We start from the raw sequence: 14,879 nt of genomic DNA, 5'->3' as shown, positions 1-14,879 counted from the left end.
ATTCGATTCAATATAATCTTAACAAACATAATGAAAACAGTTAATAGCATAAAAAATATTTACTATTTTTTAATTTCCAATAAAATATTTGCTTTATAATTTAATATACTATAATTTTGTGTAATCCATTACATTAAATTATAAATATAAAATTACCAAATTATCTCATGAAAAAAGTTTTACTTTATTTATCTTTTCTTATGGTTACTGTGACTACTTTTTCACAGACCATAACAATCACAGAACAGTCGGGTTGGTTAGAATCTGGTTATTTAAAATGGACTCCTGTTGAGGGAGTTGATAGCTACAAAGTGTTTTACACCGGCGGCGGATTTACTGACCAAATTATAGACACACAACTTATTCGCAGTTATGGATCTTATTTTCGTGCAGATATTATGGGGTTAACACCTGGTAGTTATACTTTTAAAGTGGTGCCTGTTACAGGAAATGTTGACGGTGTGGGAACAGTTTCAAGTAGTGTAACAGTTTTAGCTCACGAGAGAAATGGTTTTGCTCACAGCAATGGTAAAATTCCGGGCGGTTATAACTTGAATGGAACAGTGAAGCCAAATGCTGTAATTTTATACATCACACAAAATAATAAAAACACGGTATCGATGTTTGTTACCGGGGCCAATTCAAATCCTTGTGTGGGTTTGCAAGCTATTTTAGATGGTTTCAAAAAAGGACAAGACACGCGGCCGTTGATTGTTAGATTGATTGGAAATATTACTCCTTTTGCTTATATGTATAATGGTGATATCGTAATTGAAAACAACAACAATCCTAATAGTTATATAACTTTTGAAGGAGTTGGTTCGGATGCACTTGCCAACGGGTGGGGAATTAGAGTAAAGAAAGGAACAAATATTCAGATTAGAAACCTTGGATTTATGCTTACTAATTCAGGTGAAGGAGATAATATAGGACTACAACAAGACAATGAATATGTTTGGGTACATAACAATGATTTATTTTATGGATTACCAGGAAGTGCTTCCGATCAAGCCAAAGGTGATGGAGCACTGGATGTAAAACGTTCCGGAAATGTTACCGTTTCCTATAATCACTTTTGGGATACCGGAAAGTCAAACTTATTAGGAAATGGAACTGAACCGGCAAGATTGTTGACCTATCATCACAATTGGTATGATCATTCCGATAGTCGTCATCCACGTGTAAGAAGCCATACAGTTCACATTTATAATAATTATTATGATGGAATTTCGAAATACGGTGCAGGTTCAACATTAGCCTCTTCCCTATTTATAGAAGGCAACTATTTCAGGAATTGCAAATATCCGATGTTGATTTCAAAACAAGGTTCTGATATTTTGAATGGTGCTCCTGGTACATTTTCAGGTGAAAACGGAGGAATGATAAAAGCGTTTAATAATTATATGATTGGACAACAAAGCTTTATACCTTATAACGCTACAACACATCCAACTCAATTTGATGCATTTGTAGCTACAACACGTAATCAAACTCTTCCAAGTTCAGTTGCAGCTGCTCAAGGTGGTGCTACTTATAATAATTTTGACACCAATCCTATTCATTATGTGAATGGATTAGTAATTGATGATCCTGAAACTGCAAAAACAAAAGTAATGCAATATTCAGGACGAGTTGGTGGAGGTGATATCACTTGGACTTTCGATAATGCTGTTGATGATACCTCTTATGCAATAAACCCGGGTTTATTAGCTCTTTTGAATTCGTATACTTCTTCATTAGTATTTGTTCAGGGAACTACTCCTGTTGTTGTAAACCCACAAGTTTTAAACATACCAACTAACAATGACCAAACGGTTCCGGAAGGGATTGCAATAACTAACATGGTATTTTCTTGGGGTGGTACTGCTACTGATGTAACCGTTACCGGATTGCCAAGTTCAGGAATCACTTTTGTGAAAAATGTTGCTAATAAAACGGTTACTGTTTCCGGGACTCCAACTTCGGATGTTGATTTTACGATAACAACGTCGGGAACTAGTGGTACACCAGTTTCAGGAAGCGGAAGTATTACCATTGGTGATTTTGTTCCACAAGGAGATGAAATTCATAATTTCACTGAATCGGTGTTGAATAGTTCTTTCTATTCGTTCACAAGTGCTAATATGAATTCAAACCCAGGTTCTACCACTTACAATGGTCTTACGTTAACCGCTCGATTAAAAATTGAGACACCAACTGTAATTAATTATACTACTTTGGTGGAATCAACTTTAACTTTGGTTTTAGATCCCAACTTTAATGGAACCATCAAATTGGATAACGTAAATTATACGGCAGTAAACGGTTTGGTTGTTATTCCGTCTGTTGCTCCCGGAAGTCATGCTATAACAAAAGGCAGTGTTGCTAATTTATACTATATTAAAACAGAATTTAACACGTTAAGTGTGGGTAATCCGATTACGAGAGATGCTATTCGTTTTTATCCAAATCCGGTTACAAATGAGTTGAACATTGCCATAGCTGATGGAAATACCATTGAAAGCGTATCCGTCTATACTATGGTTGGTCAACTAATCCAAACCTATAAAGGTTCGGTTTCAGTACTTAACATGAGTGATTTTAGCGATGGTATGTATTTAGTTAAAGTTCAAACGAATAATGGAACGATAGATCAAAAGATTATCAAGAAATAAATTTCATAATAACCAGTAAAAAGGCTGTTTCAAGATTTTGAGACAGCCTTTTTTTGTTGGATAATGACCAGTAGTATACTTGCACTACTATATGACTTATATATGGTTGTTATATGTGTACTATACACTATGAATACGCTATGAGCATATACAACTGTTTTTTGTGGGTATAAATTTTAATATGATTCCTAAAATAGTTTTATTGATTTGAAGTACTATTCCACCTTAGAATGAAACAAACACAAAAAAAAACAGTAGTAAAAAATTACTACTGTTTTCCAAAAACTATAAATATTAATTAACTACTCATTAATTTTTTAAAGCACTAAGTGTCTTAATTTAAAAGTACTTTAACTGATTTTTCACCTTCGTCTGTTTTTACATTAACAATGAATAAACCCGTTTGATTTAATTGGAAATCGGTGTCAGATGACGTTGTAAATGATTTTACTAAAGCACCTAATACGTTATACACTTTAACTTCAGTTGCGGTTAAAACATTTGAAACAAAAACTTGATTCTTGAATGAATGTACTTTTGTAGCAATTTGATCAAAGTCATTAACGCCAAGAGTCTGAGTTGTTCCTAATGCTCCGGTAACCTCAATTTTATTGATGTTGATACCGTTATCGCTAGTTATGTACAAATTTGTTGCAGTTGTTCCTGTATAATTAGTAGTCAAAATAAGTCTATCATTCGATGATTCTGAGCCTAGAGAGCCAACTATATTAGTTCCATCTGTAACATAAAGTGTTCGTAGTCCAGAACCACCTGTTCTAAACCAAACTTTTACAGTTACCGGACCAGCGGCAGCAAAATAAAAATATCTTTTTGTTGGTGGAGTTGATAGAGGTGAAAATCCAGTTTCGTAACTTGACCCATTAAATTTGAATCGTTTTGCAGCTGTATATCCATCGGCATATGCTCCACTAGAACTTAACTCAACTTGACCAGTGGTACTAAAAGGAACACCATCTGTATTTTCTCCGGGGAAAATTCCGAAATTTTGAACAACAGTATTAGTGGAATATCCACTTATCACTGGCCAGTCTGTACTATTTCCAAAATCCCAAACTGTTGTCTGAGCATTTGTAGCTGTTGTAGTAATTGCTAAAGCAGCAAAAACCATAAAAAGTAATTTTTTCTTCATAATAATTTGTTTTAAAGTTTAAGTTTATTTGTAATACAATCGATTGCATAAAAATAATAGTATTTTTTGTAAATGCAAAAAAAAAGGAGTTAATTTTTATATTTTATTTAATTTCAGGTCTGATTTTTATTTTTAACCCAATTTTAATAACTATTTCTCAAAATTATTTTAAAAAAAATTAGTGTTTAATAAATTTTTTGAAAGCTATTCTTTCGTTGGTTTCTATTTTGCAGACATACATTCCCTTGGCCAGTTTTTCTAAATTTAACTGTAGTATTTTGTTTGAAGTAGAATTCTCCGCATAGTTGAAAACTTCTTGTCCATTTAGATTGTAGATCGCAATTTCTGTTTTTCCAAAACTACTTTCAGATAATTCAATATTCAAAATGTCTTTTACTAAACTCGGATACAAACGAATGTTATTTTCACTTTCAATGTCAGCCACTCCCAAAAACGTACATTCATTTGGTGTGATTACACCGGTAGCAGTCACATTTAGCGTTGCTCCTGCTCCACAGGTTGCATCGGTTAAATTGGTGATTACTTCATTTACCGGTATTATAGTGGTGGTGTAAGTTGGAGGTGTAATCGTCCCTATGTTGGATGCTCCATTGATACAATTATTAAAAGCAAGTGCCACTGTTCCCCCATCTCCGGGATAGTTGGTATAAACATTTGAAATTCCTGAAAAATCACTGTTTTGAACAAAGCAAGTGGTGTTGTTGATGCCACCACCTAGTCCGAGAGCTCTGGCGTTTGTAACGCCTGTGTTATAATAACAATTCAAAATATGAAGCTGAGCATTTCTGGCTCTTGGCATTCTTTCACGACAACCTGTACCCCAAAAACAACTTTGAAAAGTAACACTAAAATTGCCATCGGCAGGAGCATCATTCGCCCCTGAACCCACAAGGTTTGAAAACCTATGGTCATTTGATCCACCGGAACCACCTGGAACAGGAGGTTTTAAATAGGTGAATTTACACCACGAAACGGTGATATTGTCAGATAATCCTTTTATATCAAAATTACCGTCTAAACCATCTTGGAATTCGCAGTGGTCTACCCACAAATTAATGCATCCGTCGGCAGTAAGTAAATCTTCGCCGTCAATATCATAAGCACCCGGCCCTTCAAAAATTAAATTTCTGATGATGACATTATTTGACCCTGGTCTAAGATAAATAATTCCACCACCGGGATGTACTTGGGTATTGCTTATTAATTTTGCACCAGGAAGTCCAATTAAACTTTTGTTTGTAATTACAGCTCTTAATTGTTGGTTAGCTGGTACTGTTAGCACACCGGAAACCAAAATTACTTTTGAACCAGAAGACTGCATTTGGGTTCTTAACGCTGCCCAAGTGGTCACAGTTATAGGGGTGACAGCTCCACCACCGGTAGTTGCAGCCCCGTAACCTTGAGGAGTAGCCACATAGTAATCTTGACTAAAAATGTTTATAAAACTAAATACAAAAAGAAGTAAAAAATATTTTTTTTTCATAGCCATTACTTTTTTAGTTTGTTATTACTTTAATTGATTTTGAACCATCTTGAGCTTGAATATTTACTATCCAAAGACCAGGAGTCATGTTAAATTTTACATCTTCATTGGTTACAAATGATTTTACTTTTGCACCATTTAAAGCATAAACAGTAACCGTTGTGGTGCCATTTACATTGTTTATATAAATATCTTTATTAGCTGAAAATACTTTTACAGAAGATTGCGGATTAAAATCATCGGTACTCAACGTATCATTGTTTATTAATGAAGGAAGTGGATCCCAATTATCATTACCTTTTGTAAAATTAAAAGTAGTAATAGCTGTTCCGTCATTCAACACAGGCGTTGTTAACGTAGTTGCCCAACTTGCTCTAAAAGGAATGTTGTTAACCCCTGAATTTTCAATAGTACCGATTTCATACATACCGCTTGAGGTGCCACCAAGTGTACTCAACCACCCCAACGGCATGATTAAGGATTGATCAATAAATCCGGGATAATTTGAAGTTTCAATATTAGTGTTGTAAAAAACAACTTCACTGGTATTGGCTTGCCAAGGTCTGCCAAAATAACCCGGTTTTGAACGATACACAGAGGCGATTTCGATTAGAGGTTGAGCGGTAGTAATCGTACATTCGTATAGTAAGAATCCCCTTCCTGAAGATTGTTGAGCAGCCGTGATATAAGACAAATCACTAGATTGATCACTGGTATTCATCACCAAATTGGTTTTATAAAAAACAGCGTCCATTCCACCAAAAATAAAGTCAACAGCACCCATTACATCCCCTTTGTAAACAACCACTCGGGAACCTGAACCTCCAAAAAAGGAATCTTGTCGTCCCACTACTCTGCACTTGTTTAAAATGACTTTGTCAATATTGTTTGCAATAGCAATAGCAGCCGCTCTTTCAACAAAAGTTTTATTTTGAACACTTGTGTTTCCGTAATTAATTGGTCTGACACCCGGACTGCCTGAAGACCAAGCCACAACGACATCTTGTGACTCTTTTGTAGAAATATATTGGTTGAATGAATTTTCAAAAATAATGCCTTCTGCTTCAAAACCATTTGCTCGTACCACCACAGTAGCATTCCAATAGGAACCATTTGTTGTTCCTGCACCGGCATTAGTATGCGAATAATTTCCATTGGCCATATTGACATTCAGCACGTCTTGGTTCCATTTTTGATTACTTCCCATACTGTAATAATGATAGCCGTGACCGTAATAAGAAGTCACCCTAACTGCTCCATCTGTAATGTTTACACCACCGTTAACCAGATTTGTATTAGGTGTTGTAGCTGCATTTTTTAAGGTGATATTGGGTTGGTCAATCACCAGCATTTCTTCATAATTTCCTGAGTCAATCAGAATGGTCACTCGATCTGTAGCTGATCTAACCATGTAGGATACCGCTAATAAAGCTTCGTTAATCGTTTGATAATCTTTATCCGTTCCCACTGTAATACTCGGACTATAAGCAACATTTGGCACCACTTTTATTTCAGTAAAATAAGTGGTTAATGAAGCGAGACCTCCCACTGTGATGGTTACAAATCCCGGAGTGTTTCCGGTATATGCATATTCAATATTTTCAACAATTGATGTACTGTTTGTAGCTGTAGTAATTGTTGCTCCCCCTTCAATAGAAAAGTTAGCCGTGTAATAATAAGAAACAACCACTTTAAATCCGGGATTGATAGGCACTAAAAGCGTTGCTCCTGTTTTAGCCGTTAAATGTCCGGAAGCCACTACCGTGGTTATTTGCCCGTTTAATTGCATCCCTTTATAAAAAGCTGTCGTGGTTGAGTTGATTACTCTATCATTAAAAGACCAAACGGTTACGGGCTGAAATTCCAATGATTTAGTTACGGGATTGTTATTGACCACTAAGTTAGAAACCAAACCTAATTCAACCGGATGATTATCTAAACCATTAAATGATATCCCATACGTTCCGTTTCGCAGAGCGATTGAAGCTACATTATTGAATTCATACACATAACCACTCTCATTTAAATTTGTAAAAATCAATTGCAGATTGCTTACTTGAGTGGCATTTAAACCCGAAATATTCATAGTAACCGAATGAACCGGCTTTGCGGAAAAAGCTATAGCATGTGTTGTGTTTTCAGCTGGAATTGTCAACGTATTTTCCACTATTTCATAATCATTAACACCACTACCACTAATTGTGTATTGAACATTTGGTTCTAATTGAACCGAATAAGTAGCATTTGCAGTATTAACTATAGGAGAGGGAACATACAAAGAACCACTGGAAGGGTTTGGTACAAAGTTCAAATTCAAATTAGAAATGGACGTTCCTAAACCGGTGATAGTTCCGGTTACCGTATATAAACTTACCGCAGCAATAGCAATCGGATGATTTACTGTTGGCGTAACCACACCAGTTGTATCAAAACTATCACCACTACTGATAATATAACCGCTGGCGTTAAGCAAGCTAATGGCATACGAATAACCCACAGGCACATTCACACTATAAATACCAGCATTAATTTGAGCCGTCCAAGATTTTCCGGCTTCATTGGTGAATACAATCGAATAACCATCGGTAATTCCGGCAGCTTGAGAAACATCTATAGCTCCGGTAACCGAAGTATAAACGGCATCTTTTCTATATATCCTATAGAAACTTGCTTTTGAAGTAGTGTCATAAAAAAGATAATTCCCGGTATATTTTGCCACAAATTTTACTTCAGTCACACTTCCCGCTGTAGCAGTAATTGGAAAAGTATTGGTTTGTAAAGTTGGATTTGATTGGTATACAAAACTTAGCAAACCGGCAGTATCTCCTCTGGCGATGATCGTTACTTCGTCATCTTCATTTACGTTTAAAATAAAATACCGCGACGTAGGAGAACCGTTTGAAAGCCCGGCGTTTCCATTACAATATACACGACCATTGTGGGATGCCACACTTGCCACATTATTATCATATCGGGTAATAGCCGTATTGGTTGAACGCAACCGATCACTAGCGGCACCAACCCATGTTAATGGCCCGGAAATAAAACTGACAGGCATGGTGTTAGTAGTAGCAACACTTCCAGGAGTAATTGAAGCATCATACCAAGAATTGATAATGGCTTCATTCAACCGATTGTTGTGTAGCGTATTATCCAATTGTGTGGCCCCAAAATCCCAAACATCTGTGGATTGCGAAAAAGTTGCCGTTGTGTAAAACACACAAAAAAGCACTATAAATTGTAATTTTTTTATCATGATTTTTTTTTGAATAGTTTGTTTATTCTAAAGATTTTTTCCATTGGTTATATCGCTTCAAAACTTCTTTAGGTTCGTTGGTATACCAACCATAGCCATTTCTTCGTTCGTGACTGATTTCTGCTATGGTATATTTTTTCTTCCCGTTTCTGTCACAGAAAAAAGGTTTGTTGTCTTTTAACTCCATGAATCTTGCCCACAAAGGTTCTGCATCCGGACTTTCAACTACTACTCTATCGGTTTGATTTCCTTTACCGGTTGGAATCGTTTCAATTTTGATACCTTCAATTTTGGTTTTGTCAAACCAAGCTACGGCTGCTTCAACTGCCTCTACCACTTCTTTTGAAGGTTTTTCAATTGACATCAAAAGCAACACAATTTTTGCTGATTCTTTTCCGCTTAATGAAGGTAACTCATAATCTCTTGCTTTGGCAGGTAATAACGTTTCTCTGTCATGTTGAGCACACCAAGCGGTAAGCACACCATTTTGTCGGTACTGTGTTTTTAAAATACATTGAATTCCATTATTAAAGGAAACTGAAATTCGTTTTGTAATATCATTGGGAACCTCTATCGAATAATAACCCGTTTTATCTTTTACTTCTTTAAATAGGTTTAAAACATTCACCATGGCATTATCGTTATAAGTAATATGCGTATAATATCCCTCTTTTAAAGGATAAAACTGCGGCCAACCCCCATTTTTATATTGTGCAGAAATTAGGTATAACAAACCTTTCAAAAAAGCAGTTTTATATCGATCATCAGGATATTTTTTATACATTTTTGATAGAAATAACATTTCCTGACACGTTGCTCCATTGTCAATAGTGCATCCTGTTGGATCTGACTTCAGCATAAGAAGACTTTGTTTTTCTTTAGCTGAAAGTTCATTTTGCATTTCAACATTTTTAGGCCATCCCCCATTATCTCTTTGATATAAAAGAACATTTTCAGCAATTTTCTTTGCTTCTTCTGTTTCAAACCAACTTTCGTCTTTGATTTCAGTTATGTTTTTCCAAGTTACTTTTTTGTTTTGAGCGTTAACGTTTATTGCAAAAACAACGCAACAAACGAACAAAACCTTTTTTAAATTCTTCATAGTGTTTATGTTATGCTAAATCTACACCAATACCGATTGATATTTAGTTTAGCAATTATATTCTTTATATAATCCAAATTACTTGGTAATAAAAACTCATCACTTTAGGCTTTAAAATGATGAGTTTTCATAAATTAAAAATATATTTTAAAAGAGTTTTTAATAGCCGTAATCATTAATTAAAGTACCGTTACTATTGTCTAAAAACACCTGCCAAATTGGCCAAAATTGTCTAGTATCTGGATTTAATCTATAGATAGCGTTAATTTTAGAATCTGTAATAGCTGTCCATGGAGTTGCCGTATATTCTGGACCTGGATTATTAAATTCATTTCTGTTTAAGCCATAAATAATTAAAGTTTCATTATCTGCGGCATAACGAGTATAAAGAGTTGTTGGAACATTAGCATATTCACCCTCTCTTTCTCTTAATCTGAACAACTTCTCTTTTGCAATATCTAAATTTTGTTTTAATAAATTCCATCTTATTAGTGCTTGTTTGCGTTCCATTTCACCTGTAAATTCAAACTTATGTTCTTCTACAATTGCATTAAACATATCTTGTTTAGATGTTAGTGAATTAACATAAGATTCAACCTTAACTGCATGATTTGAAGGATTGAAAGCTCTCATACGAAGCATTTTTAAATAAGGAGCAGCTGCACTAGGTCCTTCTAATTCATTTGCAGCTTCTGCAGCCATTAAAACTACTTCGGCATAACGCATGTACAGTTTATTCACACCATCATCGTTTGTAGAAATAACTCTCCTATTCATCCATTCGTAACGGTATTTTCCAAAATACCACGTATTGAAAGGATTTAATTGCTGTCTTGCAAACAAATTAACAGCCGGACCATAACGATAGGGTACACACGTTACGTTTCTTCTTGTGTCGGATTCATCATAATCATAAAAAACATAGGGTAACGGACCTGATTGACCTCCTCTATTGTTACCTGCAGCTTGATGTTGGTTTTCGTTAGCATGTCTAACAGCAAAAGTAAAAAGCATTCGACCTCTACCGGCACCAAAAGGAATTTCCCAAAGTGATTCTCCGCCGGCAGTAGTAATTTCTTGGTTGTATTTTTTCCAAAGCGTTTCAAACGAGGGCTCTAAATTGCAAGTACCACTATCAATCACAGATTTACATTCGTTAAGTGCTAGAGCATACATAATTGCTACCGATAACTGCGGATCAGTACTTCTTCTTATACCATCAGGGTACTGCTGAAAACCACTGGCAACTAATGCAATTCGAGCACGAAGACCTTTTACAAACGCTTTATTTATTCTTTCAACGCTTGTTGTAGCTGAACTACCGTTAGGCCATGGTACTAGGGTGGCAGCTTCGTCTAAATCTTGTAAAAGTTGTTTATAAATAACATCTCTACTTGTTTTAGGAATGTAAGCAGTTTCGCCAGTGAGTGGTTCAAAACGACCTGGCACATCTCCCCATGCTTTTACTAAATCAGCATAATAAACTGCTCTCAGTGTTAAAGCTTCTCCTAATAAATATCCTAACTCTGAATCAGGCACTGGATTTCCATAGGTACGTAAACCTCTTATGCATAAGTTTGCTCTTTCAATACCAAGATACATCATAGCCCAAGCATTATTCAATGTATTCATGTTACTGTTATTTGGTTTCGCATCATAAACACATAAATCAGGGTTGTCATTTGAAGTTGTCTCTGAAGAATTATACCATTCAGTATCCGTATTAAAACCATACCAAGGGAGGAAACGCCCTCTATAGGAATTGGTTTCACCAAATGGTACTTTAATTCCATCAACAGCCCCTTTAGCTAATCCGGGAGTAGAGAAAATAACTGACTCATCCAAAGTTGATTTTGTTTGAGCTTCAAGAAAATCTTCAGTACAAGCGAGGAGTAGTAAGGAAATACTGAAAAGTCCTAGAATTAAAAATTTATTTTTCATAATTTCTATATTTTATAATTAAAAATTAACATTTAAGCCGAAAACAAACTGTCTGTTTCGTGGGTAAGGTGAATAATCTACACCCGGCGTTAATGGTGTTTGTCTACGAGTTGAAACTTCAGGATCTAAGCCTGAGTAATTAGTCAAAATGAATACATTTGTTGCCGTTCCATAAAGTCTAAGTCTAGAAATACCTAGCTTTTCAATTAAACTAGAAGGAAATGTATATCCTAAGGTTAATGTATTCAATCGTAAGAAAGACCCATCTTCAACAGCCCAATCCGTCATCACAAATCGTGGAGAATAAGGAGACCACAATGTTGTATTTGCATTTAATGCAGCTAAAGCATCAGGATCGGTTACTAATTGCCCTGTTGCAGGGTCAAAATCGGTCCATCGAATACCGTCAGCCATATGAGTAGTTAAATTTCTATATTGACCATCAGGGTTAGAAATTGTAGCTGTGGAATGTTCAATTTTAGATGCGTTGTAAACATCATTCCCGTAGCTCCAATTGAAAGCTGCAGAAATATCAAAATTATGAGCATTAGCATTAATTACAATACCACCGGTATGTTTTGGATTAACATCACCAATGATAACACGGTCATCTGTATTTACTATACCATCTCCATTGAGATCTTTTAGTTTCATTGAACCTGGTCTTAGAGGAGCACCCACAATTGAAGAAGCATTAGCAACGCCTTCATTCAAAACATAGCTTCCATTTGTATAGGTGAAGTCTGAAACTTCATAACGTCCATCACTTTTGTAACCAAAAATTGAACCAACCGGTTGACCCACCCAAACTGCAAAATCGTTTCCAATTGCTGTGGTTGCCCATGTTGATGACACTTCATAATTTTCTAATGTTCCTATAGAATTGATTTTATTTCTATTAAATCCTATATTGAATGAAAAATTTAATCCATAATTATCTTTTCTAATAGCTGCTAAATTAACATTAGCTTCTAAACCTTTGTTTTCAATTTCACCCATATTTCTGTACTGAAATGTATAACCTGTCCCTGATACATCAAATCGATTTAATAGGTCTTTTGTAATGTTTTTATAAACTTCAAAAGAACCACTTACTCTACCTTTAAACAATTCATAATCCAAACCTATATTCTGTGATATTGTAGTTTCCCATTTTAAATCAGGGTTAGCCAAAACATTAGAAGGACCCCAAAAATTATTGACCCCGTTAATCCATGTTGTATTTGCGGATAAATATATTTGAGAAGTTTGTCCGGCAGGAATATTGTTATTTCCTGACTGACCATAACTTAATCTTAATTTAAGTAAATCTAACCAAGAAACGTCGTTTAAAAAGGTTTCTTCTGTCATTTTCCATGCGAAAGCTGCAGAAGGAAAATATCCCCAAACGTTGTCGTTTAAGAATATACTTGAACCATCTGCACGAAAAGTGGCGGTGAACAAATAACGATCTTTTATGTCATAGTTTACTCTACCAAAAAAAGAAAGTAAATTATCATCAGGATTATTAAAATTATTGACTGATTGAGGGACACCCAATGTTGTTAAATTCATTGCATTTTGAAAAGTAAAAAAATCTTGATAACCATGCATGGTATTAGTTAAGATATTGGACTTATACATTATAACTTCTTGTCCAAGTAGCAATTTTAGTCTATGATTGGAGCCTAAATATCTTTTAAAATCAAAATTTAAAGTATTCGCTGTTCTGAAACGATTGTCATCTCGATTACTGAAAACTAAAGCAGGTAACCCTTGGTTTTCGGGTAGAGGTATATTTCTCACGTAAAATGTTGAACGACCAAAAAAACGATAATCTGTGTATCTATAGTTGTCAATACCTAAATCAGATTTGAACTGAAGGTCTTTGTTGATTTTCCATGTAAAACCACCCAACATATTAAAGTTTTTTCTCTGTTGTAATCTATCATTATCTTTCACAGCTAAAAAAGGATTCACCAAATATCCGGCAACTGCTTCGTCTACATCATCATCGATAAGACCCGGAATAGGGATAGGAGCATATCCGATACTATGTCTCAGTCTTGCATCCGTTGTTGAAAATTCTCTTTGTTCATTCGCCCCTCCCCCTTCTATCTCGGTATTGGAATAACGGAACGTTAAATTCAATTGTAATTTTTCACTAATTTTATTTTTTAAATTTAGCGATATGTTATCTCTTTTAAAAGTAGAACCTAACATGATAGCTTCTTCATCAAATCGAGTATAATTAAAGTTATAATTTAGCTTATCAGTTCCTCCTCGTATACCAAGGCTATGGCTTTGTACGCTCCCTGTGCGTCCATAAATTTCTTTTTGCCAATTAGTGTTCTGAGCATTGTCATATTGACCGATTTCGCTGTAAGGACCAAAGAAATCAACAAAAGAATTTAAATCATTAGCACGTAATGCATATTCATATTGCCATTTTACAAAGTCTGAGGGACTAAGAACGTCAATAGTATTTGCAATCTTTTTTACACCATTGAACATATCATAAGAAACACTAATTTTTTCTCCACTTTTTCCGCTTTTAGTTGTGACAAGAATTACTCCATTGGCACCTCTGGAACCATAAATGGCAGTTGAAGAAGCATCTTTTAAAACTGTAACATTTTCAATGTCTGAGGGAGATATGTCATTTAAACTGTTTACAGGAAAACCATCAACAATAACTAAGGGAGAACTATCTTGAGTTAAAGACCCGCCTCCTCTGATTCGTATATTAATTTCAGCATCAGGAGAACCTTCTGAAGATGTTACTCTTACACCAGCCAAACGTCCAGTTAAAGCTTCAGCAACATTTGAAATCGGTTGTTTTTTTAATTCTTCACCAGATAATGTTGAAACTGCTCCAGTCAAATCAGATTTTTTTACTGAACCATACCCTACTAACACAACTTCTTCAAGTGCTTGTTGATCTTCTGACAACTCAATTGAAATTGCTCTTTGACCTTTTATTTCAATTTCTTGTGTTTTATAACCTATGTAGCTGATTATAATTACTGAATTTGCAGATTTTACATTCAATCTAAATTTACCATCAAAATCTGTTGAAACTCCATTAGAAGTTCCTTTCTCGATAACATTAACTCCGGGGATTGAAATTTTATCTTTACCATCAACAACTGTACCTGTCACTTCAAAAGTGCCAGATTGAGCAATTGCTTCTTGACTTGCCAATGCTGAGATAAATAAGAATAGCATCAAAGGGTATTTTAAGCTACTCAACAACATTAATTTTACTTTCATAATTTGTTTGATTAATTAAG

The 14,879-nt window shown here is 35.1% G+C and carries 7 protein-coding genes; 1 reads left to right on the top strand and 6 read right to left on the bottom strand.

Going from position 1 to position 14,879, the window contains the following annotated elements; all coding sequences use genetic code 11:
• Positions 1 to 167 precede the first annotated feature (167 nt).
• Positions 168 to 2,654: a T9SS type A sorting domain-containing protein gene (locus B3L86_RS04395; protein WP_291115428.1), complete on the top strand. Its 2,487-nt coding sequence runs from the start codon at positions 168 to 170 to the stop codon at positions 2,652 to 2,654.
• Positions 2,655 to 2,988: 334 nt separating this feature from the next.
• Here B3L86_RS04395 and B3L86_RS04390 read toward each other — a convergent pair whose 3' ends face one another.
• From B3L86_RS04390 to B3L86_RS04365, 6 genes are all read right to left on the bottom strand, one after another.
• Complete coding sequence (locus B3L86_RS04390) at positions 2,989 to 3,804, bottom strand: T9SS type A sorting domain-containing protein (RefSeq protein ID WP_291115425.1); 816 nt, start codon at positions 3,802 to 3,804, stop codon at positions 2,989 to 2,991.
• A 178-nt stretch (positions 3,805 to 3,982) separates the two neighbouring features.
• Complete coding sequence (locus tag B3L86_RS04385; RefSeq protein WP_291115422.1) at positions 3,983 to 5,308, bottom strand: T9SS type A sorting domain-containing protein; 1,326 nt, start codon at positions 5,306 to 5,308, stop codon at positions 3,983 to 3,985.
• Between the two features lie 13 nt (positions 5,309 to 5,321).
• Positions 5,322 to 8,564: a pectinesterase family protein gene (locus B3L86_RS04380; protein WP_291115419.1), complete on the bottom strand. Its 3,243-nt coding sequence runs from the start codon at positions 8,562 to 8,564 to the stop codon at positions 5,322 to 5,324.
• A gap of 22 nt (positions 8,565 to 8,586) precedes the next feature.
• Positions 8,587 to 9,666 (bottom strand): pectate lyase, encoded by a 1,080-nt coding sequence (pelA, locus tag B3L86_RS04375; RefSeq protein WP_291115416.1) that lies wholly within the window; start codon positions 9,664 to 9,666, stop codon positions 8,587 to 8,589.
• A 159-nt stretch (positions 9,667 to 9,825) separates the two neighbouring features.
• Positions 9,826 to 11,607, bottom strand: coding sequence for a RagB/SusD family nutrient uptake outer membrane protein (locus B3L86_RS04370; RefSeq protein WP_291115413.1), 1,782 nt, complete (start codon positions 11,605 to 11,607; stop codon positions 9,826 to 9,828).
• An 18-nt stretch (positions 11,608 to 11,625) separates the two neighbouring features.
• On the bottom strand, positions 11,626 to 14,859 hold the full coding sequence (locus B3L86_RS04365) for a SusC/RagA family TonB-linked outer membrane protein (RefSeq protein ID WP_291115410.1): 3,234 nt from the start codon (positions 14,857 to 14,859) through the stop codon (positions 11,626 to 11,628).
• Between the last annotated feature and the right edge of the window lie 20 nt (positions 14,860 to 14,879).

This window comes from Flavobacterium sp. UBA6135, assembly GCF_002428305.1.
In the GTDB taxonomy this organism is placed as follows: domain Bacteria; phylum Bacteroidota; class Bacteroidia; order Flavobacteriales; family Flavobacteriaceae; genus Flavobacterium.
The sequence above is the reverse complement of the archived record's forward strand: the minus strand, read 5'-3'. Positions and strand labels throughout refer to the sequence as shown.

What these genes read in the sequence shown, in the direction of transcription:
- B3L86_RS04390 (WP_291115425.1), bottom strand. Translation starts at nt 3,804, where the DNA reads ATGAAGAAAAAATTACTTTTTATGGTTTTTGCTGCTTTAGCAATTACT.
- B3L86_RS04380 (WP_291115419.1), bottom strand. Translation starts at nt 8,564, where the DNA reads ATGATAAAAAAATTACAATTTATAGTGCTTTTTTGTGTGTTTTACACA.
- B3L86_RS04370 (WP_291115413.1), bottom strand. Translation starts at nt 11,607, where the DNA reads ATGAAAAATAAATTTTTAATTCTAGGACTTTTCAGTATTTCCTTACTA.
- pelA (WP_291115416.1), bottom strand. Translation starts at nt 9,666, where the DNA reads ATGAAGAATTTAAAAAAGGTTTTGTTCGTTTGTTGCGTTGTTTTTGCA.
- B3L86_RS04365 (WP_291115410.1), bottom strand. Translation starts at nt 14,859, where the DNA reads ATGAAAGTAAAATTAATGTTGTTGAGTAGCTTAAAATACCCTTTGATG.
- B3L86_RS04385 (WP_291115422.1), bottom strand. Translation starts at nt 5,308, where the DNA reads ATGAAAAAAAAATATTTTTTACTTCTTTTTGTATTTAGTTTTATAAAC.
- B3L86_RS04395 (WP_291115428.1), top strand. Translation starts at nt 168, where the DNA reads ATGAAAAAAGTTTTACTTTATTTATCTTTTCTTATGGTTACTGTGACT.